Consider the following 19,368-nt stretch of genomic DNA (forward strand, 5'->3'; position numbering starts at 1 on the left):
TTTGGTGCCTGGCTGGCGCGTCAGTGCGCGAGAACGGCCAGAAGCAGAAGCGCCATGATGTTGGTGATCTTGATGGCGGGGTTCACCGCCGGGCCAGCAGTGTCCTTGTAGGGATCGCCGACCGTATCACCGGTCACGGAAGCCTTGTGCGCCTCCGAACCCTTCAAGTGCTTGACGCCGTCCTTGTCCGTGAAGCCGTCCTCGAAAGACTTCTTGGCGTTGTCCCATGCGCCGCCGCCCGAGGTCATCGAGATAGCAACGAACAGGCCGTTGACGATCACGCCGAGGAGCATTGCACCCAGCGCTGCGAACGCGGACGCTTTTGAGCCCGAGATCAGCAGCACGCCGAAATAAACGACGAGCGGCGCGAGCACGGGCAGCAGCGACGGAATGATCATCTCCTTGATCGCGGCCCGCGTCAGCATGTCGACGGCGCGGGCGTAATCAGGCTTGGAGGTACCTGCCATGATCCCGGCATCGGCGCGGAACTGACGGCGCACTTCCTCCACGATCGAGCCGGCCGCACGTCCCACCGCCGTCATGGCGATGCCGCCGAACAGGTAGGGGATGAGGCCGCCGAAGATCAGGCCCGCCACGACGTACGGGTTGGACAGCGAGAACGATACGTCCTGCATACCCTGGAAGTACGGGTACTGCTCGCTGTTCGCGATGAAGAACTCCAGATCGTAGGAGTAGGCTGCAAACAGCACCAGCGCGCCAAGACCGGCCGAGCCGATCGCATAGCCCTTGGTGACGGCCTTGGTGGTGTTGCCGACGGCGTCGAGCGCGTCGGTGGACTGGCGCACTTCCGGCGGCAGACCCGACATTTCGGCGATGCCGCCTGCATTGTCGGTGACCGGGCCGAACGCGTCGAGCGCCACGATCATGCCGGCGAGGCCGAGCATGGTCGTCACCGCGATCGCTGTTCCAAACAGGCCGGCAAGCTGGAAGGTCGCGAGAATACCGCCGACGATGACGATCGCCGGCAGCGCCGTCGATTCCAGCGAAACGGCAAGGCCCTGGATCACGTTGGTGCCGTGACCGGTCACGGAAGCCTGTGCGATCGAATTGACCGGACGCTTGTCTGTGCCGGTGTAGTATTCGGTAATCACGACGATCAGGCCGGTGACCACCAGGCCGATCACGCCGCAGGCGAACAGTGCCGAGCCGGTGATGTCCATGCCGGCAACCGTGCCGATCGAACCCCAGCCGATGGTCAGCGAAGTCGCAGCGCCCACGCCAACGATGGTCAGCAGGCCGGTGACGATAAGGCCCTTGTACAACGCGCCCATGATCGAGCCATTGGCGCCGAGCTTGACAAAGAAAGTGCCGATGATCGACGTGATGATGCAGGCCGCACAGATGGCGAGCGGGTAGACCATCACCGAGCCGAGCACGTCGGTGCCGGCAAAGAAGATCGCGCCGAGCACCATCGTGGCGACGACGGTCACCGCATAGGTCTCGAACAGGTCGGCCGCCATGCCGGCGCAGTCGCCGACATTGTCGCCCACGTTGTCGGCGATCGTGGCCGGGTTGCGCGGATCATCCTCCGGAATGCCTGCTTCCACCTTGCCGACGAGATCGCCGCCGACGTCCGCACCCTTGGTGAAGATGCCGCCGCCGAGACGCGCGAAGATCGAGATCAGTGAGGCGCCGAAGCCGAGCGCGACCAGCGCATCGATCACCGCACGGTCCGCCGGCGAATAGCCCATGGGACCGATCAGGACCCAGTAGTAGACGGCCACGCCCAGCAGCGCGAGGCCGGCGACCAGCATGCCGGTGATCGCGCCCGCCTTGAAGGCGACGTCGAGGCCGGCTGCGAGGCTGTTCGACGCTGCCTGCGCGGTGCGCACATTGGCGCGCACGGACACGTGCATGCCGATATAGCCGGCCGCGCCCGAGAGCACGGCGCCGATCAGGAAGCCGACGGCCGCCGCACCCGACAAAAGAAGCCAGGCGAGTACGAAGACGACGATGCCGACAATGGCGATGGTTGTGTACTGGCGGTTCAGATAGGCCTGCGCTCCCTCCCGGATCGCGCCTGCAATTTCCTGCATGCGTGCATTGCCCTGATCGGCCGCAAGGACCGACTGTGTCGCCCAGAATGCATAGACGACAGACAGGACGCCGCAGAGAATGACGACATAAAGTATGGTCATTTCACGGATTTCCTCGATTGCGGTCCGAAAGACCCCTCCCCGGACCAGTTAGAAACAGGGTGGAAGCCGAGCGGCCTTCACCCTTCCGCAGCAGCTTGCGAAACGGTCCGGCGAACGTCAAGGTTCAGTTGATGTTTTGTCCCGCCTTTCAGCGGTTCCGGCCCTTGCGGCCTAAGCCAGCTCACCGTCGGGCTGGTTGACGTAGATCAGCACGGCGAGGATGGTGATGTAGAACTTGAAGGCCGCGTCCTGCCCGTTCCAGGTGCTCGACTGCCACATGGCGAACCATTCGCCGCCGATGACCATGAAACCCAGGAACCAGACCAGGAAACCCATCGTGGCGGCCAGGGCCACGCCACCCTTGGCGCCGTTGAATTGCGCGGCGGTACCGCTGCGCGCGCTCCACAGACGCCATGCAGCCACCAGGAACAGAATGCAGGTAATGGCTTCGCCAGCGATGATCAGCCAATAGCCTGCCGTCCAAAGTGCAGGGTTGGTGATCGCCCGATACATCAGCGCATTGCCGGGAAAGGTCGTGTCCATGCTCAATACGTGCTGTACGAACGCGTAGTTCGAGCCGTAGTCGGTTATGTTGCCGAAAGCGACGAGAAAGCAGAATGCCGCAAGGCACAGGCACATGACGATCTTGGAAAGGCGCATGGTCATGACGAAACCTCCATCTGATTCCCGCAAACATACTCCCACAAATCCGGGAAGCGGTATTGCGGGCGGCGACATGCATGTGGGTATCCGGCTGACAGCATCGGCTGAACGTTATGCCAGGCACCATGCGCTGATGGAGTTCATCGAAGCGGCCAATCCGGGACCAATGGCGGCGGTTGGCGACATCCTCTCGCTAACGGCCGGAGGAAGCGTCCACGAGTTCGCCGTAGCACAGCGCCGCTGGATCTTCGACGGAGAGACGCGTCGGCTCGAACTCACGATCGACCACCCCGCCTTCGGGCGCAGATGATCAGGAGGATACAACGGCCGTGTTGCGACGAAGCACGACCAGCGCTCCCAGGCCTGCAAGGCACAGCACCACAACCGGGAAGATCACCCAGTTGAGCATGTCCCAGCCCCATTCGTTGTAGACGACACCGGACATGAACGAGGCGAGCGCCACCGAGCCGAACAGCACGAAATCGTGGAAGCCCTGTACCTTACCCTTCTCCGAGGGACGGTACGCATCGGCCACCATCGCGGTCGCGCCGATGAAAGCGAAGTTCCAGCCGAGGCCGAGCAGGATCAGCGCCGTCCAGAACTGCCACAAATCGATGCCGGACAAGCCGACCAGCGCGCAGCCGACAAGAAGCAGGAGCCCGACGCCGACCATGGTTTCGCGGCCGAAGCGCGAGATCAGCCTGCCGGTGATAAAGCTCGGTCCGAACATCGCCATCACGTGCCACGAGATGCCGAGCGCAGCTTCGTCGGGCGAGAAACCGCAGCCAACCATGGCCAGCGGCGCGCCGGTCATCACGAAGCTCATCAGCGCGTAGGAGCCTACGGCGCACAGGAGGCCGATGGCGAAGAGCGGCTGGCGGAGAATCTCGCCGAGCGGCCGGGCGGGTTCTTCCGCGCCGGACACGTGCGACGAGCCGGCCTGGCGCGCCGGCAGGAAAGCGAGGATCATCGCGCCGACTGCCGCCAAGCCAATGATGGCGGCAAACGAGCCCGCAAACATCACCGGCGCGAGCATTTCGCGCGTGAAGATCACCACCTGCGGCCCCAGTATGGCCGTGATGATGCCCCCTGCGAGCACGAACGAGATCGCCCTCGCCTTGAAGGCAGGCGGTGCGTTGTCGGCAGCGGCAAAGCGGAACTGCTGCACGAAGGCGCCGCCGAAGCCGAGCACAAGCAAGCCGAAGCTGAACAGCAGGAACGAGGCCTGGAAAAGCCCGAGCGTCGCCACGGCCCCGCCGACGGCGGTGATGCCGGTGCCGGTCATGAAGCCGGCGCGCTGGCCAACCTTCTTGATGATGCTTGCTGCAGGAATCGCGCCCACGGCGACGCCAACCGTGAACGCGGTGACGGGAATCGTCGCCAGCGACTTGTCGGCATCGAGCAGATAGTAGCCGGCGAGCCCGCCGACGGAGAAGGAGATGGGCGCTGCGGAACCGACGATCGCCTGCGAGGCAGCGAGGACGATCGCCGTGCGCCGCGCCTGCGATTCGCCGGGCATGCTCATGCGGGATCCCTGCCCTTGCCTTCGCCACGCACACGCCGCGATACGCGATCGAGCACGGCGTTCACCAGCTTGGGCTCGTCGTCCTCGTAGAACGCCTTGGCGATGTCGACATATTCGGAAACGATCACGGCAACCGGCACGTCGCCGCGCTGCATCAGCTCGTACACGCCGGCGCGCAGGATCGCGCGCAGCGTCGAATCGAGCCGCGAGAGAGGCCAGTCGTCGGTCAGCGCCTGACGAATGATCGGGTCGACGTTCTTCTGGTTCTCAACCACGCCCGAAAGGATCGCGCGGAACCACTGTGCGTCGGCCTCGCGATATTGCGCGCCATCGACTTCCTTGCCGAGGCGGAACTGCTCATATTCCGCGGTGATCTCAAGAATGCCGCTGCCGGCGACATCCATCTGGTAGAGTGCCTGCACGGCGGCGAGGCGCGCAGCGCCACGCTTGTTGGCCTGGCGCGGTCCTGCCGCTTTGCCCGCTGGGGATTTCTCCGACACGATCACGCTCCCAGACGGTCGCGCAGTTCGATCATGGTGAGGGCGGCGCGCGCGGCGAAACCGCCCTTGTCGCCCTCATCCATCTTGGCGCGCGCCCAGGCCTGCGCCTCGTTCTCGACGGTCAGGATGCCGTTGCCGATCGCAGCCGATTCTTCGACGGCGAGGTCCATCAGCGCACGGCAGGATTCGTTGGCCACGATGTCGAAATGATAGGTCTCGCCACGGATCACGCAGCCGAGCGCGACGAAGCCGTCATACTCCGTCCCGTCGGCCTCGCCGCCGTCGAGCGCGAACGAGATTGCGGCCGGCACTTCAAGCGCGCCAGGCACGGTCACCACGTCGTAACGCGCGCCGGCGGCATCCAGCGCGGCCTTGGCGCCAGCAAGCAGCGCATCGGAAAGGTCGTCGTAGAAACGCGCCTCGACGATGAGAAGTTTGAGTTGTTTTTTGCTTGCCATGGTCGTCTCCGAAGTCGCCGGTGACTTAGGCCGAAGCCGACACCTTAGCAAGCGGTTCGTTGCGGGTAGCGGCCCTGCGCGGGACGCAAGGCTTGCAAAATGGAGCTACAACCCCTCCGCAGCAGCCTCGCTCAGTCGCGCGGCATAGCGGGCCATGGTGTCGACTTCGAGGTTGATGCGGTCGCCGGGCTGGCGCTGGCCCCACGTCGTTACGGAAAGCGAGTGGTGGATCAGAAGCACGTCGAAACGCCTGCCTTCGACGTGATTAACGGTCAGCGACGTGCCGTCCAGCGCCACCGACCCTTTCGGGGCGATGAAGCGGGCCAGTTCCTTCGGCGCCTCGATGGTGAAGCGCACGGCGTCGCCCTCCTCCTTGCGCTCGACGATCTCGGCCGTGCCGTCGACATGGCCGGAGACGATGTGGCCGCCCAGTTCATCGCCGATCTTCAGCGCGCGTTCGAGGTTGATCGCGGTGCCCTCGCCCCAGTTCGCGGTCGTCGTCAGGCGCAGCGCTTCCTCCCAAGCCTCGACCTCGAACCAGCGCTGGTTCGAGCCCTGCTCGGGAAGCGCCACGACCGTCAGGCAGACGCCGGCACACGCGATCGACGCCCCGATCGCGATCGTCTCTGGGTCGTAGGCCGTCTCGATCCGCAGCCGGATTCCTTCCGGCAGCGGCGAGACGGATGCGACGCGCCCCACGTCGGTGACGATCCCGGTAAACATCAGCGTGTCCTTACATATTCGCGATAGAGGTCGTTGCCGAACGTGGCTTCCCGCACGAGACGGAAACCTTCCGGCGGGTCGGACGGATCGAGCGGCGACGCGACACCCCCCTCTCCCACCGTGCCCGGCCCGACATAGAGTGCTATGCGGTCGACGAGACCCTCGTCGAGGAAATGAGCGGCCGTTTCCGCGCCGCCTTCGACCATCACCGTCATCGTGCCCTGCGCGGCCAGGTCTTCCAGCAGTTCGGGCAGCGCGATCCGTCCGGTCTCGTCGATCTCGACTGCGAGGAAGCCGACACCCTGCGCTGCCAGCCCGGCGCGTCGGCCCGCATCCGCGTCGCCGGCTGCGGCCACCAGCACCGGCACGTCGCGTGCGCTTTGGGCAAGCTTTGAAGAAGGCGGCAGCCGCAGGCTCCGGTCGATCACGATACGCGTCGGCGAGCGCGCTTCCAGCCCCGGAAGCCGGCATGTCAGCTCTGGGTCGTCGTCAACGGCAGTGCCGACCCCGATCAGGATTGCATCGCATTCGGCGCGCATCATATGCACCTGAAGCCTCGCCTGCGTGCCGGTAATTGCGACCTGGCATTCTCCGCGCCGACCGATCATGCCGTCGGCAGAAATCGCAAGCTTGAGAATCACTTCCGGCCGTTTTTTCAGGGACCGATTCAGGTAGCCGGCCAGCATATCGGCGGCGGCTTCTGCCAGCACGCCCTCCGTCACTTCGATGCCGTCGGCACGCAGGATTGCATATCCCTTGCCCGAAACGCGTTCGTCCGGATCGCTGGCAGCGCCCACCACCCGCGCCACGCCCGCGGTGACGAGCGCGTCGGCGCAAGGCGGCGTGCGGCCATGATGGGCGCAGGGTTCGAGGGTGACGTAGGCGGTCGCGCCGCGCGCGCGATCGCCGGCCTCGGCCAGCGCCTGCGTCTCGGCATGCGGCCGGCCGCCGATGGCCGTCACACCGCGCCCGACGATCACGCCGTCGCACACGATCAGGGTTGCCACAGACGGGTTTGTGGCCGTCAGGCCAAGATGCCTGCGCGAAAGCCGGATGGCGGCGGCCATGAAGCGGCGGTCAGTCTCCGCCTGCCGGGCAGCGTCCTTTGCCGCCATCGCCGCCTACTCCTCGTCTTCGTCGCCCCGCAACTCGCCGAGCACGTCGTGAAAATCCTTGGCCTCGCGGAAATTGCGGTAGACCGATGCGAAGCGCACATAGGCAACATCGTCTATCGACTTCAAGGCCTCCATGACGAGACGGCCGATCTCGCCGGAAACCACCTCGCTCTCGCCGGAACTTTCGAGCTGGCGGACGATGCCGCTGACGGCACGGTCAATTCGCTCCGGGTCGACATTGCGCTTGCGCACGGCGATTTCAACGGAGCGCAGCAGCTTGTCGCGGTCGAACGGAACCTTGCGGCCCGATTTCTTCAGCACCACGAGATCGCGCAACTGCACGCGCTCGAAGGTGGTGAAACGGCCGCCGCAATCCGGGCAGACGCGGCGGCGGCGGATCGCCGCCCCGTCTTCGGCGGGGCGGGAATCCTTCACCTGCGTATCTTCGGACTGGCAGTAGGGGCAGCGCATAGCTTATCGATCCGGTGAATCTGTCTCGCCGGACTGCTTACCCCAGATAGGGGTAGAGCGGAAAGCGTTCGCACAGTGCTTCCACCTTCTTGCGCACCGCGGCCTCGACCGAAGCGTTGCCTTCGTCCGAGTTTGCGACCTTCAGCCCGTCCAGCACCTCGGCGATCAGCTTGCCGATCTCGCGGAACTCGGCCGCGCCGAAGCCGCGCGTGGTGCCGGCCGGCGTGCCGAGGCGCACGCCCGAGGTCACGAACGGCTTTTCGGGATCGAACGGAATGCCGTTCTTGTTGCAGGTGACGTGGGCACGGCCCAGTGCTGCCTCGGCGCGCTTGCCGGTCGCGTTCTTCGGCCTCAGGTCGACCAGCATCAAATGGTTGTCGGTGCCACCCGAGACGATGTCGAGCCCGGTCTCCTGCAGGCTCGCGGCCAGCGCCTTGGCGTTGGTGACGACGTTCTGCGCATAGGCGTGGAATTCCGGCTGCAGCGCCTCGCGGAAGGCCACCGCCTTCGCGGCGATGACATGCATCAGCGGCCCGCCCTGGAGGCCGGGGAAGACAGCGGAGTTAATCTTCTTGGCGATGTCCTCGTCATTGGTGAGGATCATGCCGCCGCGCGGGCCGCGCAGCGACTTGTGGGTCGTGGTGGTCACGACGTGGGCGTGCGGGATCGGCGACGGATGCACGCCGCCGGCAACGAGGCCTGCGATATGGGCCATATCGACCATCAGCCATGCGCCGACGCTGTCTGCGATCTCGCGAAAACGCTTCCAGTCCCAGATGCGCGAATAGGCGGTGCCGCCGGCGAGGATCAGCTTCGGCTTGGTCTCGTGCGCCTGCTTTTCGATGGCGTCCATATCGAGCAGGTGGTCGTCCTCGCGCACGCCGTAGGAGACGACGTTGAACCACTTGCCGGACATGTTGACCGGCGAGCCGTGCGTCAGGTGGCCGCCGGAGTTGAGGTCCAGCCCCATGAAGGTGTCGCCCGGCTGCAGCAGCGCCAGGAACACCGCCTGGTTCATCTGCGAGCCCGAATTAGGCTGCACGTTTGCGAAGTTGCAGGAAAACAGCTTCTTGGCGCGCTCAATGGCCAGTTCCTCGGCGATGTCCACGAACTGGCAGCCGCCATAGTAGCGCTTGCCCGGATACCCTTCCGCATATTTGTTGGTCATGATCGAGCCCTGCGCCTCGAGAACGGCGCGGGAGACGATGTTCTCCGAGGCGATCAGCTCGATTTCATCACGCTGGCGACCGAGCTCCTTGCGGATGGCCCCAAAGATTTCCGGGTCGCGCGATTCGAGCGTCTCGGTGAAGAATGCGGACGCATCCGTCGCTGCTGCGGGGTCGAGGGCCATGGCTCAGTCCTTTACTCGTCGGGAGATGGCGGCGCATTAACACACTTCCCGAGGCCCTTCCATGTTCGGCACGCGAATTTTGATCGCCGCTTTGCGCCGTTCCGAAAAAAGAAAAGGCCGCCCGGGAGGCGGCCTTCAATTTTGCAGTGCTTCTGGCAATCAAAGCGTGGAGAGCTGAAGCTCCTCCACCCCGTCGCGGCCGTAGATGTCGTCGCGGAAATGCGCCACACCACCGTCGCTTGCCCAGGCCGAAATATAGGTGAAATACACCGGCACCGGATTCGTCAGAGCAACCGGGACGTCCGAATCGTTCTGGATCGTCTGCTCGATATGGCGCCTGTCCCAGCCGGGCGTGTCACGAAGCAGCCAGGTGACGAGGTCGCGCACGTTCTGGACGCGCACGCAGCCCGACGAGTGGAACCGTTCGAGCTGGTTGAACAGGCTCTGCTGCGGCGTGTCGTGCATGTAGACCGCGTGCGGGTTGGGGAAGTTGATCTTCACCGAAGCCATGGCGTTGATCTTGCCCGGATCCTGCCGGAAGCGCAGCTTTGCCGCCTCTTCCGTCGACCAGTCGATGCTCATCGGATCGACCTCGCCGTTTGGCCCGAGGATGCGGATGTTGTTTTCGGTCAGATACTGCGGATTCTTGCGCATCAGCGGAATGATGTCGCGGCGCACGATCGATTCAGGCGCGTTCCAGTACGGATTGATGATGATCTCGTGGATCTTGGAATTCAGGATCGGCGTCTGGCGGTCGATCTTGCCGACCACGGCAGCATGACGCGAGACAACGCGGTCCCCTTCGACTGCTTCGATCTGAATGGCGGGAATGTTCACCATCACGTAACGATCGCCGAGGAAACCGGACATCGAGCGCAGACGCACGAGATTGGTCTCGAGCTGGCCGAGCCGCACCTGCGCGGAAACGTTCATGGCGCCATAGGTGAAGCGGCCGGTGGCGCCGTCGGCTGGTATGCCGTGGCGGATCTGGAAGCGTTTGAGCGCGGCGTCAACGTAGGTGTCGAATGAAGACGAGATGCCCGCCTGTTCCGAAAGGTCACCCGAGATCATCAGGCGGCGGCGCAGCACCTGCACGTCGGGGTCGACAACGCCGACCTTGAGGGCCTTGGTGTCCGGCACCATCGGCCAGCCGCCGCGCGAGACGATGTCGCGATACTGGCCAAGCGTCTGCTCGATGTAGGCAACGGTGAACGGGCTGAACACCGGCGTCGTCGAGACCACGGTGCCCGGCTGCGTCGTGGCGCGCGCGTCGAACTGGTCGTCCCAGTTGCCGCGCTGGGTTGACGCGAGGATGTCATCGATGGCGCTTTGCGCGAACGCGCTTCCAGACAAGGCGCTGGCTGCTGTCGCACCCGCACCGGCAAGGAAGATACGGCGAGATGTCTTCATGGATTTTCCCGACATTGTTCTCGTCTGCCGCGAAAAGTCGCGACTTCATCCGGCATAGTGAGCGGTTAACGTTAAGAATCGCCAAACCCGCCCGGCTGCCACACTCCTTTACGGAAGTTATCCGTTTCGGTTTCATTCCTTTATGGCAGGATCGTGACCAAGGTGCGGCGCAGCGCCGCGGAACTCTGAAAACGGCGAACCGCAAGCGGCGGGCCGCTTGCGGTTTGGATAGAATCGGACCCCGGTGGCCCGATACGGAGAGTGGGTCCTACATGCGGTAGGCGATGGTATCGTTCCAGAAGCGGTCAAGGCGCTGCAGGGCGCGGTTCATCTGCTGGAACTCTTCCGAATTGATGCCGCCGACCTGCTCGATCGAACCGACGTGACGGTCATAGAGGCGTGCGACGACCTCGGCGACCTCCTGCCCCTTCGGCGTCAGGCTCACCCGCACCGAGCGGCGGTCGACACGCGAACGCTGGTGGTTGATAAAGCCCAGGTCGACCAGCTTCTTGAGGTTGTAGGACACGTTCGAGCCGAGATAGTAGCCCCGCGAACGCAGCTCGCCGGCGGTCAGCTCAGCCGAACCGATATTGAAGAGCAGCAGTGCCTGGATGGAATTGATGTCGCTGCGACCCGCACGGTCAAATTCATCCTTGATCACATCAAGCAACCGGCGGTGCAGCCGCTCGACGAGCTGAAGCGATTCAAGATAAAGCGAACGGATCGAGTCGTAGCGATCGTTGTTTTCAGCGGGCTTCGCCGCCTGGCGCGAAGTCATCATGGTCTAGCCTCTCGTTTTGACGCCCGGTGATTTTGTTTTTTGTTCTCACCTTGGCCCGACCTTATCGAATGCCTATAAAATTCGACTTAAACCGCAGGCTTAACAAGGGCTTACCAGGGGCCGAGCTGCAAAGAGGCCTAAAAAATGGTTAATCCTCCTGTTTGCGCGAGCGGATATAGAAGACCAGCCTGAAGGTGGCGTAGATCACCGCGACCAGCGCGTGGGAGACGATCACCTCGATGCGCCAGCCGTAAAGATCGGAAAAGCCCGCATACATCGTCGTCTCGATCACCGCACAGATGAACCAGATGACGAAGCCCCAGGAAGCGAGCATCCAGAGGCCGCTCGCGGCAAACGGAAACAGGACCGCAAGCGTCACCGAAACCACCTGCCAGTGAATCGGCATCAGGTCGAAGCGCCAGTTGGCGCCTTCATAGATGCCCACCAGCCGCACCCAGTAGAGAACCCCGAACAGCAGGCAGTAGACGGCGACGATCCTGTGGAACCACTGCCAGATCAGTTCCAGCGTGGTCGCGTGCAGGGGCGCGCGTTCAAAGACCTGCTGCATTGCGGATGACTGCTCCGGATCGTTGCGATTCGTTAAGCATAGTTTTTGCCGCGCGGTTGGGCAAAGGCATCCGCGATGGTGATCGGGCAAAGCGTGCCCACTGAAGGGCGCCGCCTTGCACACGGAATCACAGCACGGCAGGATCGAGCACTTCCTACTCCGCCGCGACGGCTTCGATCTCCACCAACAACGACGGCGAAGCCAGCGCCTTCACATAGACGAGCGTAGTCGCTGCCGGCGGCTGAACGAGCAGCGGAGCCGCCGCTGCGGTGAACCCCTCGAAATTGGCCTCGTCGGTAAGGTAGATCGTGGACTTCACGATGTCGGCGGGCGTCATGTCGGCAGCGGCAAGGACGGCGGTGAGGTTTTCGATCGCCACGGCGGCCTGCGCCCCAATGTCCTCGGCAACCGTCCCGTCGTGCCGGAGACCGACCTGCCCGGAGACGAAGACCATGCGCGCGCCGGCCTGCACTTCAACGCCATGGCTGTAGAATGGCGGCGGGGTCATTCCTTCCGGGTTGAACTTCCTGGTCATATTTCATTCCTCCTTCTGGGTTGTCCCCTGGCGGGACCGGAAGCGGTCTCGCGATTGTCGCAGGATGTCGAACTGTGATCGAACCGCATCCTCGAAGCCTTCGTCGAACCGCCCTGCCCGGGAGAAGACGAGGATGCCGTGATAGAGAAGAAGCAGCTTGTCGGCTTCCGCGGCGGCGCGCTCTGGCTCGATCTCGCGCTCCAGCACCCCGTGGATGCCGGCGGTCACCAGATCGAACGACCGCGCCATCGCCTCCTCGCCCGGGGAACCCTGCGTTCCAAACTCCATCGTGGAATTGACGACTAGGCAGCCATTGCCGTCGGTCATGGGCTCCCTGAACAAGGTGAGGAACAGTTGCTCAAGGTCATCGAGCGTCGCCACCGGCCCCGCATGCGCCGCGATGCGGCCAGCTACATAACCGTCGACGTAAAACGCCATCGCGGCGCGGAATAATCCCTCCTTGTCGCCATAGGCGTTGTAGAGGCTGCCGGAACTGAGACCCGTCGCTTCCTCCAACTGCTTGATCGAGATGCCGGCGTAACCGTGGCGACGAAAAGCGTGCATCGCGCTTTCCAGCACTTGGGTCTCATCGAAAGAGCGGTTGCGTCCCATCTGACTCTCTAATTAGAATTCTCATTTTAAAATACACATTCTAAAATTGCTGTCCAGCGGCATTTTGGCCTGCCATTGCATGCTTGGTTCGCTCGCCCTGACCGTGATAGAAGCCGGCGAACCGGAGTGAATGCCATGAACAGCCCAGCCCGCCTGAAACCGTCGCGCACCGTCGACGAGATCACCGGGTCGCGCAGGTTGCGCAGGATGCGCAAGGCAGACTGGTCGCGCAGGCTGGTTCAGGAAAACCACCTGACGGTGAACGACCTGATCTGGCCGATCTTTCTGGTCGATGGCGAAGACCGCCGCGAGGAAGTCGCGGCCATGCCGGGCGTGTTCCGCCTATCGGTCGATCTGGCAGTGAAGGAAGCCGAACGAGCGGCGAAGCTTGGCATTCCGGCGCTCGCCACCTTCCCCAATGTGGATCTCGCGCTGCGCGACCGGACCGGCTCCGAAATCCTCAATCCGGACAATCTCATCAACCGCGCCACGCGAGCGATCAAGGCCGCAGTGCCGGAGATCGGCATCATCACAGACGCCGCACTCGACCCCTTCACCAGCCACGGCCATGACGGCATTCTCGATGGCGGCATCATCGTCAACGACGAGACCGTCGATCAGGTCGCGGCTGCCGCGGTGCTACAGGCGGCTGCAGGCTCGGACATCATCGCGCCATCCGACATGATGGACGGACGCATCGGCGCGATCCGCGATGCGCTGGATGCGGCGGGCTTTCAGGACGTGGCGATCATGTCCTATGCGACGAAGTTCTCCTCCGCTTTCTACGGCCCCTATCGCGAGGCGATCGGCACGCAGGGCCTGCTGAAGGGCGACAAGAAGACCTATTATATCGACCACGCTAATTCCGACGAGGCGGTGCGCGAGACCGAGCAGGACCTTGCCGAGGGCGCGGACATGATCATGGTCAAGCCCGGCCTGCCCTATCTCGACATCGTGCGGCGGCTAAAGGACGAGTTCCAGATGCCGACCTTCGCCTATCAGGTGTCCGGCGAATACGCGATGATCGAGGCCGCAAGCGCCAATGGCTGGCTCGACGGCGAAAAGGCGATGCTGGAAAGCCTGCTGGCCTTCAAGAGGGCCGGCTGCGACGGCATCCTGACCTATTTCGCGCCGCGCGTGGCGGAGATGCTGAAGGGCTAGTACCTAGGCCGCTTCGATGTCCGTTAGGGGGAAATCCGCCCCCTTGAACATCAAAGGCATGCCGAAATGCCTCGCACAGGCATAGGCAAAGCAGTCGCCGAAATTCAGTCGCGCTGGATGCCGGCCTTTGCCGTAGCGGTCATAGGCGTCGATCGCAATCCTGGCGGTCGAAGGCGGAACGGCGACGACCTCGATTCCCATCTCTTCGAAATACGCCTCCAGCGCAGAAGCGACTTCTTTCACACTCAAGTCGAGCACGCGAGCGACAGCGATGGCTGCCTCCCACACCGCCATCGGCGAAGTGATGCGCGTCGTCGCCCCCTGCATGCGGGCCAGCAGTTCGCGCGCATCGTCCTCGTCGGTGAGGAGCGCGGTCAGCGCGGAAGCGTCAATGAACATCAGTCGTTCTCGTAAAGGCTGTCGATAAATGCCTTGTCGGCCGGAAGGCCGCGCTCGGATCGCCCCTTCGCGCGAAGAGCGCGGCTAAACGCAAGCCCCTTTTCGACCAGTGACGGTTTGCCCAGTTCTCGATCGAGCTCGTGGCGGAGCGCGTCGTGCACCACCTCTGTCAAACCCGCCTTCCTCAGGGCAGCGAGCCGCCGCGCCAAGGCCTCAGTCTCAGAATTCCTGATATGAAAGGCCATCTCACACTCTATCTAGCCATTTGTATCTATCCGTATATACAGCATCGGATACACGACTGGAAGGGAAGTGCCATCTTGAATTCGGTAGCACAATTCCCATCTGCAACGGACGATCATCCGCGAAGCACAAGGAGCAGCGCGCATCATGAACACACGGGTTCTCGACGGTGAGATCATCTCGTCACGCCTCGAAGACACGCGTGTCTATGAGGGTGTGCGGACACGGCGCATATTCGCCTTCATCATCGACTATTGCATCATCGCGCTGCTGCTGATCCCGTTTGCCATCCTGGTCGCGATCCTCGGCGTCCTCACGCTGGGGCTGGGATGGATGCTCTTTTCCATACTCGGCCCTGCGGTGGCCCTGCTATATGTGTGGAACACGCTGGGCGGCGCCAACCAGGCAACGGTCGGCATGAAGATGATGGGCATCCGCCTAGACCGTCTCGACGGTCGTCCCGTCGACGGCCTGATCGCCGTGGTGCATACCGTGCTGTTCTGGGCCGGCAACGTCATCCTGACGCCCTTGATCCTGCTCGCGACACTCTTCCTGGACCGCAAGCGCACGGTTCACGATCTGTTGCTCGGCACGGTGGTGACCCGCGACGACCGCTGAACGCCTTGTGCTCCAAGGTTTGCGTTACGTCATATTCAATATTTTACAGTTGACGTTTGCTGCGGGCGTGACAAGCCTAGAAACCTGAATCGCAGCAACGGCTCATGAAGCACCAACCGACGCAATCGCCGCAGTTCTTCCTGACAGCGCCTTCGCCCTGTCCTTATGTCGAAGGACAGTTCGAGCGGAAGGTGTTTACGCATCTCGTCGGCGAGCGCGCGGCCGAACTCAACGACCTCCTGACGCAGGGCGGCTTCCGCCGCTCGCAGAACATCGCTTATCGCCCCGCCTGCGAAACCTGCCGGGCCTGTGTTTCGGTGCGCATCCTCGTCGACGAATTCAAGCCGTCGCGCAGCATGAAGCGCGTTGCGGCCACCAATGCCGACTTGATCGGCGTGGAGCATGACGCGGAGCCGTCGACCGAACAATATTCCCTCTTCCGCACCTATCTCGATGCGCGTCACCGCCGCGGCGGGATGTCAGACATGACCGTGCTCGACTATGCGATGATGGTCGAAGATACACATGTTGATACCAAGATCATCGAATATCGCAGGCGCGGCCCGGACTCCTTCATCACCGGCCGGGGCGAAGGCGAGCTCATCGCGGTCGCGCTGACCGATCGCATGGGCGACGGGCTGTCGATGGTCTATTCGTTCTTCAATCCTGAGTTCGAGGATCGCTCGCTCGGCACCTTCATGATTCTCGATCACATCGCGCGCGCCCGCGCGGCGGGGCTGCCCCACGTCTATCTCGGTTACTGGGTCAACGGGTCCCGCAAGATGGCTTATAAGGTACGCTTCGGACCGCAGGAGCATCTCGGTCCCAAGGGCTGGGAACGCTACGACCACGAAGCCGTCTGAAGGTATCCGGTTCTTCCGCCTTTCGCCCGTTGCCTTCCTCGGCGTTCCGCCGGAGCCAGTTTCCATGTCCGCACCCATTTCCGACCATTCCAAGGGTCTGCTGCTGACCGCCATCGGCGGGCTGACGCTGACCGTCGACATTCCGCTCATCAAGCTCGCCAACGGCGACGTCTGGTCGGTGCTGATGGTGCGCTGCGCCACCACGCTGGTGGTCACCGCCATAGTGTGGGCGGTCTGGCGGGCGCTTTCGCCGCGCGCGCCTGCGCTTTTGCCCGGCAAGGCCGGCCTGGCGGTCGCCGCATGCTACGGCATCGGCTCAATCTGTTTCCTGAGCGCCGTCTACCATATCCCGACGGCCAATCTCGTATTCCTGCTGGCCTTCAACACGGTCTTCGCGGCGGTGCTTTCATGGTTCTTCCTCAAGGAGCGGCCGCGTCCCGCGACGCTGGCGGCCATGGCTGCCATGCTGGTGGGTGTCGCCATCATCGTCAGCGACGGCATCTCCGCCGGCAGCCTTTTCGGCAATGTGCTGGCGCTGTGCTCGTCGCTGTGCATCGCCTCGGCCATCACCATCACGCGGGCAACCGGGCGAGACATGGGCTTCACCTCGCTGGTCGCGGTCAGTCTGCCGCTGCTGGTCGCCGTCGCCATGGTCGCGCAGGTTGGCTACAGGATCGAGGCGCCGTGGTGGATCGTCCTCAACGGCGCGGTGGTGATGCCGATCGCCTTTTTCCTGCTGGCGACCGGCCCGAAATACATCTCCGGCCCGGAAGTAGCGATGTTCTACCTGCTGGAAACCGTTCTGGCGCCGATCTGGGTGTGGTTGATCTTCCTGGAGACGCCAACGCCGCAGACGCTGGTCGGCGGGGCGATCCTGATCACCGCCCTGCTCTCCCATTCGCTGTGGCAGCTTCATCAAGGCCGGCGACGCCGCGCCGCACAGGCAGTCCGCCACGCGCCCTGACTACTCGGCAGCGTCGCGGCTTTCGGCAAGTTCATCCGGCGCGTTGGGATCGCCCGGCGCACTCTCGGCGCCGAGGTCGGGAAAGACCACGATGCGCTGGCCGTGGAAATCCGTACGAACCACCAGCAGTCCCCGCTCCTCGAAATAGGTGAGCAGCCGACGCGCGCGCGACAGCGAATGCGTACCGTAGGCCCGCGCCAGCGTCGCATCGGACGGGCACGGCGCGCCGGCCAGGGCCGCCTGCGCGACGATCAGGAAAACACCCTGAATGTCGTCGGTGAGGCTTTCCGACATGCGTAGCGCCTCCTGCCAGGCATCGTCGCTCGCCATTGCCTCGTCGACGCCGGCCCGTGCAATCGCCAGCCTGCGCTTGAAGGCGGCTAGGTCGAGCGGCTGGCCCGGCACCCTGTGGATGCGGCAGCGCACGAGAAAATCCTGGTAGAGCACAGCGACCGTGCGGAACGCGGCGTCGGCATCGGCCACGATCTCGCGCAATACGGCATCGAGAGCGGCGCCTCGTTCGGCCTCGTCGATCTCGGGGAAAAGCGACCCCGCATCGGCTGCGGCCGACTCCGGCTTGGACCGGGCGAGCTGGGCCAGGATTTCCGCCGTGGGTGTGGGCGGAGGCGGCGGTGGTGGTCGACGAACCGGTTGGCGCAGCTCGATCGGGTCCATCTTGAAGATCAGCTCGGCAGCATCCTCCGGCGCCGTTTCCGGCAGCGGCATCAGCTTGGGGCTGACGGAGCGCGCGGACGTCTCGACCGCACCGATCGCCACCGGCAGAGGCCGGCGCGCGATCGCCGGGCCGAGCGCCACGAAGCGACCGCGATCGAGGTCTCGGAACTGCTCCGCCTGACGGCGATCCATGCCGAGCAGGTCGGCTGCGCGCGCCATGTCGATGTCGAGAAAGGTACGCCCCATGAGGAAGTTGGAAGCTTCCGCAGCGACATTCTTCGCAAGTTTGGCGAGGCGCTGGGTAGCGATGACGCCGGCGAGGCCGCGCTTGCGGCCGCGGCACATCAGGTTGGTCATCGCGCCCAGAGACAGTTTGCGGGCCTCGTCGGAGACTTCCCCGGCTGCGGCGGGCGCGAAGAGCTGGGCCTCGTCTACCACAACAAGCACCGGGTACCAGTGGTCGCGCTCGGCATCGAACATGCCGCCGAGGAAGGCGGCGGCCGCCCGCATCTGCTGCTCGACGTCGAGCCCCTCGAGGTTGAGCACCACGGAGACGCGATGCTGGCGGATGCGGCCGGCGATGCGCGTGAGTTCCGTCTCGGTGCGCGCAGCGTCGACCACCACATGGCCGAACCTGTCGGCCAGCGTCACGAAATCGCCCTCGGGGTCGATCACGCATTGCTGCACCCAGGGAGCCGACTGCTCCAGCAGCCGGCGCAGCAGGTGCGACTTGCCAGAACCCGAATTGCCCTGGACGAGCAGGCGCGTGGCGAGCAGTTCCTCAAGGTCGACGGATGCCGGCGCGCCGCCCGCGCCCGTTCCCAGATCGATACCGACCTTCATTCATGCCTCGACGCGTGTTGCAATGCGGCAGGCATATCATCCCCGGCAACACATTGCGCGGGTCGGCGGTCGCAATTCACAAGAGAGGCGCAGGCCGGCCGAGCAATCGCAGGGGCGCAGCCATGAGAAGCAGCCCAGCAATCATGCCCACCAGTCCCAGGAGACCCTTCAGGATTGCCGGGCGCCAGGCGAAGGAGGTCTCCAGATAGGCGCGGTCCGGATTGTCGGGATCGTAATGGGCCGGCACCGTCCGGCCCGTTACGCTGGCGAAGACCAGCCGATGGTAGAGCCGGCGGAGGCGGCGGTCGCCGGGTTCGGCACGGTCGGAAAGGCTGGCCGAATGGCCGGTGCGCCGCTCGCCATCGGCTTCGAATTCGTAAGCGACCGACAGAACGAGCTCACTGACGAAGCCTTCGCCGCGCGGCAGTCGATCCTCGAAGAGCGTTGCGGAGACGATGGTCGCCTCGGCCGTTGGCCAGGCTCGTGCCTCCATATGCGTGGCCGCCTGCCGCGAGGGCACGCTTGCCAGCAATGCGAAGGATACGATGGCCAACGCCATGCCAATGAGGACGTTGAGCGCCCTGCCCCGATGCCGCGTATTGCGGCCGCCTCTGGCCCGGATTGCTCCGAAGCTCGCCGTATCCATCTCGGCCCCCGCCGATCGTTTTCCCCATCCTCAGACTAGCATGGGTATGTTGAGCAACGACCAAGGAATTCGGTTAAATTGCGCT

The 19,368-nt window shown here is 63.8% G+C and carries 23 protein-coding genes; 5 read left to right on the forward strand and 18 right to left on the reverse strand.

The window, feature by feature from the left end; translation table 11 throughout:
• Positions 1 to 20: 20 nt before the first annotated feature.
• Positions 21 to 2,159, reverse strand: coding sequence for a sodium-translocating pyrophosphatase (locus tag V1479_RS23055; RefSeq protein ID WP_368804922.1), 2,139 nt, complete (start codon positions 2,157 to 2,159; stop codon positions 21 to 23).
• Between the two features lie 171 nt (positions 2,160 to 2,330).
• Positions 2,331 to 2,825: a DUF2165 family protein gene (locus V1479_RS23060; protein WP_173190776.1), complete on the reverse strand. Its 495-nt coding sequence runs from the start codon at positions 2,823 to 2,825 to the stop codon at positions 2,331 to 2,333.
• 70 nt (positions 2,826 to 2,895) lie between these two features.
• On the opposite strand from V1479_RS23060, the gene V1479_RS23065 reads away from it, so the two are divergent.
• Positions 2,896 to 3,132 carry a hypothetical protein gene (locus V1479_RS23065; protein WP_368804923.1) on the forward strand — a complete coding sequence of 79 codons (237 nt, stop codon included), beginning with the start codon at positions 2,896 to 2,898 and terminating at the stop codon, positions 3,130 to 3,132.
• Here V1479_RS23065 and V1479_RS23070 read toward each other — a convergent pair whose 3' ends face one another.
• From V1479_RS23070 to V1479_RS23125, 12 genes are all read right to left on the reverse strand, one after another.
• The gene (locus V1479_RS23070; protein WP_368804924.1) at positions 3,133 to 4,347 is read right to left on the reverse strand and encodes an MFS transporter; all 1,215 of its coding nucleotides are present in this window, start codon (positions 4,345 to 4,347) and stop codon (positions 3,133 to 3,135) included.
• Positions 4,344 to 4,853 (reverse strand): transcription antitermination factor NusB, encoded by a 510-nt coding sequence (gene nusB / locus V1479_RS23075; RefSeq protein ID WP_376769164.1) that lies wholly within the window; start codon positions 4,851 to 4,853, stop codon positions 4,344 to 4,346. Before nusB ends, V1479_RS23070 begins: the two co-directional genes overlap by 4 nt.
• Positions 4,850 to 5,305, reverse strand: coding sequence for a 6,7-dimethyl-8-ribityllumazine synthase (locus tag V1479_RS23080; protein WP_368804925.1), 456 nt, complete (start codon positions 5,303 to 5,305; stop codon positions 4,850 to 4,852). Before V1479_RS23080 ends, nusB begins: the two co-directional genes overlap by 4 nt.
• A gap of 105 nt (positions 5,306 to 5,410) precedes the next feature.
• Positions 5,411 to 6,028, reverse strand: coding sequence for a riboflavin synthase (locus V1479_RS23085; RefSeq protein WP_368804926.1), 618 nt, complete (start codon positions 6,026 to 6,028; stop codon positions 5,411 to 5,413).
• On the reverse strand, positions 6,028 to 7,143 hold the full coding sequence (gene ribD, locus V1479_RS23090; protein ID WP_368804927.1) for a bifunctional diaminohydroxyphosphoribosylaminopyrimidine deaminase/5-amino-6-(5-phosphoribosylamino)uracil reductase RibD: 1,116 nt from the start codon (positions 7,141 to 7,143) through the stop codon (positions 6,028 to 6,030). The genes V1479_RS23085 and ribD overlap by 1 nt, the downstream gene beginning before the upstream one ends.
• A gap of 6 nt (positions 7,144 to 7,149) precedes the next feature.
• Positions 7,150 to 7,614, reverse strand: coding sequence for a transcriptional regulator NrdR (nrdR, locus tag V1479_RS23095; RefSeq protein WP_173190764.1), 465 nt, complete (start codon positions 7,612 to 7,614; stop codon positions 7,150 to 7,152).
• A 37-nt stretch (positions 7,615 to 7,651) separates the two neighbouring features.
• Positions 7,652 to 8,965 (reverse strand): serine hydroxymethyltransferase, encoded by a 1,314-nt coding sequence (glyA, locus tag V1479_RS23100; RefSeq protein WP_368804928.1) that lies wholly within the window; start codon positions 8,963 to 8,965, stop codon positions 7,652 to 7,654.
• Positions 8,966 to 9,124: 159 nt separating this feature from the next.
• Positions 9,125 to 10,375 (reverse strand): L,D-transpeptidase family protein, encoded by a 1,251-nt coding sequence (locus V1479_RS23105; protein WP_173190762.1) that lies wholly within the window; start codon positions 10,373 to 10,375, stop codon positions 9,125 to 9,127.
• 268 nt (positions 10,376 to 10,643) lie between these two features.
• Positions 10,644 to 11,156: a transcriptional regulator LdtR gene (gene ldtR, locus V1479_RS23110; RefSeq protein ID WP_173190760.1), complete on the reverse strand. Its 513-nt coding sequence runs from the start codon at positions 11,154 to 11,156 to the stop codon at positions 10,644 to 10,646.
• Positions 11,157 to 11,304: 148 nt separating this feature from the next.
• The gene (locus tag V1479_RS23115) at positions 11,305 to 11,724 is read right to left on the reverse strand and encodes a DUF6163 family protein (RefSeq protein WP_368804929.1); all 420 of its coding nucleotides are present in this window, start codon (positions 11,722 to 11,724) and stop codon (positions 11,305 to 11,307) included.
• A 154-nt stretch (positions 11,725 to 11,878) separates the two neighbouring features.
• Positions 11,879 to 12,259 (reverse strand): RidA family protein, encoded by a 381-nt coding sequence (locus V1479_RS23120; protein WP_368804930.1) that lies wholly within the window; start codon positions 12,257 to 12,259, stop codon positions 11,879 to 11,881.
• Between the two features lie 3 nt (positions 12,260 to 12,262).
• Positions 12,263 to 12,823, reverse strand: a complete 561-nt coding sequence (locus tag V1479_RS23125; RefSeq protein ID WP_368804931.1) for a TetR/AcrR family transcriptional regulator — start codon at positions 12,821 to 12,823, stop codon at positions 12,263 to 12,265.
• Between the two features lie 183 nt (positions 12,824 to 13,006).
• Between V1479_RS23125 and hemB the strand changes: the two genes are divergently transcribed.
• On the forward strand, positions 13,007 to 14,032 hold the full coding sequence (hemB, locus tag V1479_RS23130) for a porphobilinogen synthase (RefSeq protein WP_368804932.1): 1,026 nt from the start codon (positions 13,007 to 13,009) through the stop codon (positions 14,030 to 14,032).
• A gap of 3 nt (positions 14,033 to 14,035) precedes the next feature.
• On the opposite strand, the gene V1479_RS23135 is transcribed toward hemB, so the two are convergent.
• The gene (locus V1479_RS23135) at positions 14,036 to 14,431 is read right to left on the reverse strand and encodes a type II toxin-antitoxin system VapC family toxin (RefSeq protein WP_368804933.1); all 396 of its coding nucleotides are present in this window, start codon (positions 14,429 to 14,431) and stop codon (positions 14,036 to 14,038) included.
• Entirely contained in the window at positions 14,431 to 14,676 is a 246-nt protein-coding gene (locus V1479_RS23140) for a type II toxin-antitoxin system VapB family antitoxin (RefSeq protein ID WP_368804934.1), read from the reverse strand. Before V1479_RS23140 ends, V1479_RS23135 begins: the two co-directional genes overlap by 1 nt.
• 145 nt (positions 14,677 to 14,821) lie before the next feature.
• Between V1479_RS23140 and V1479_RS23145 the strand changes: the two genes are divergently transcribed.
• The 3 genes from V1479_RS23145 to V1479_RS23155 all read left to right on the forward strand — a co-directional run bounded on the left by V1479_RS23145 (position 14,822) and on the right by V1479_RS23155 (position 17,119).
• Positions 14,822 to 15,292 carry an RDD family protein gene (locus V1479_RS23145; RefSeq protein ID WP_173190746.1) on the forward strand — a complete coding sequence of 157 codons (471 nt, stop codon included), beginning with the start codon at positions 14,822 to 14,824 and terminating at the stop codon, positions 15,290 to 15,292.
• 104 nt (positions 15,293 to 15,396) lie between these two features.
• Positions 15,397 to 16,155 (forward strand): arginyltransferase, encoded by a 759-nt coding sequence (locus tag V1479_RS23150; protein WP_368804935.1) that lies wholly within the window; start codon positions 15,397 to 15,399, stop codon positions 16,153 to 16,155.
• A gap of 64 nt (positions 16,156 to 16,219) precedes the next feature.
• Positions 16,220 to 17,119, forward strand: coding sequence for a DMT family transporter (locus tag V1479_RS23155; protein WP_368804936.1), 900 nt, complete (start codon positions 16,220 to 16,222; stop codon positions 17,117 to 17,119).
• On the opposite strand, the gene V1479_RS23160 is transcribed toward V1479_RS23155, so the two are convergent.
• Positions 17,120 to 18,637: a helicase HerA domain-containing protein gene (locus V1479_RS23160; RefSeq protein WP_368804937.1), complete on the reverse strand. Its 1,518-nt coding sequence runs from the start codon at positions 18,635 to 18,637 to the stop codon at positions 17,120 to 17,122.
• A gap of 76 nt (positions 18,638 to 18,713) precedes the next feature.
• Entirely contained in the window at positions 18,714 to 19,283 is a 570-nt protein-coding gene (locus V1479_RS23165) for a DUF3592 domain-containing protein (protein ID WP_368804938.1), read from the reverse strand.
• Positions 19,284 to 19,368 lie beyond the last annotated feature (85 nt).

It is taken from the genome of Neoaquamicrobium sediminum, from assembly GCF_040970315.1.
Lineage (GTDB): Bacteria > Pseudomonadota > Alphaproteobacteria > Rhizobiales > Rhizobiaceae > Aerobium > Aerobium sediminum.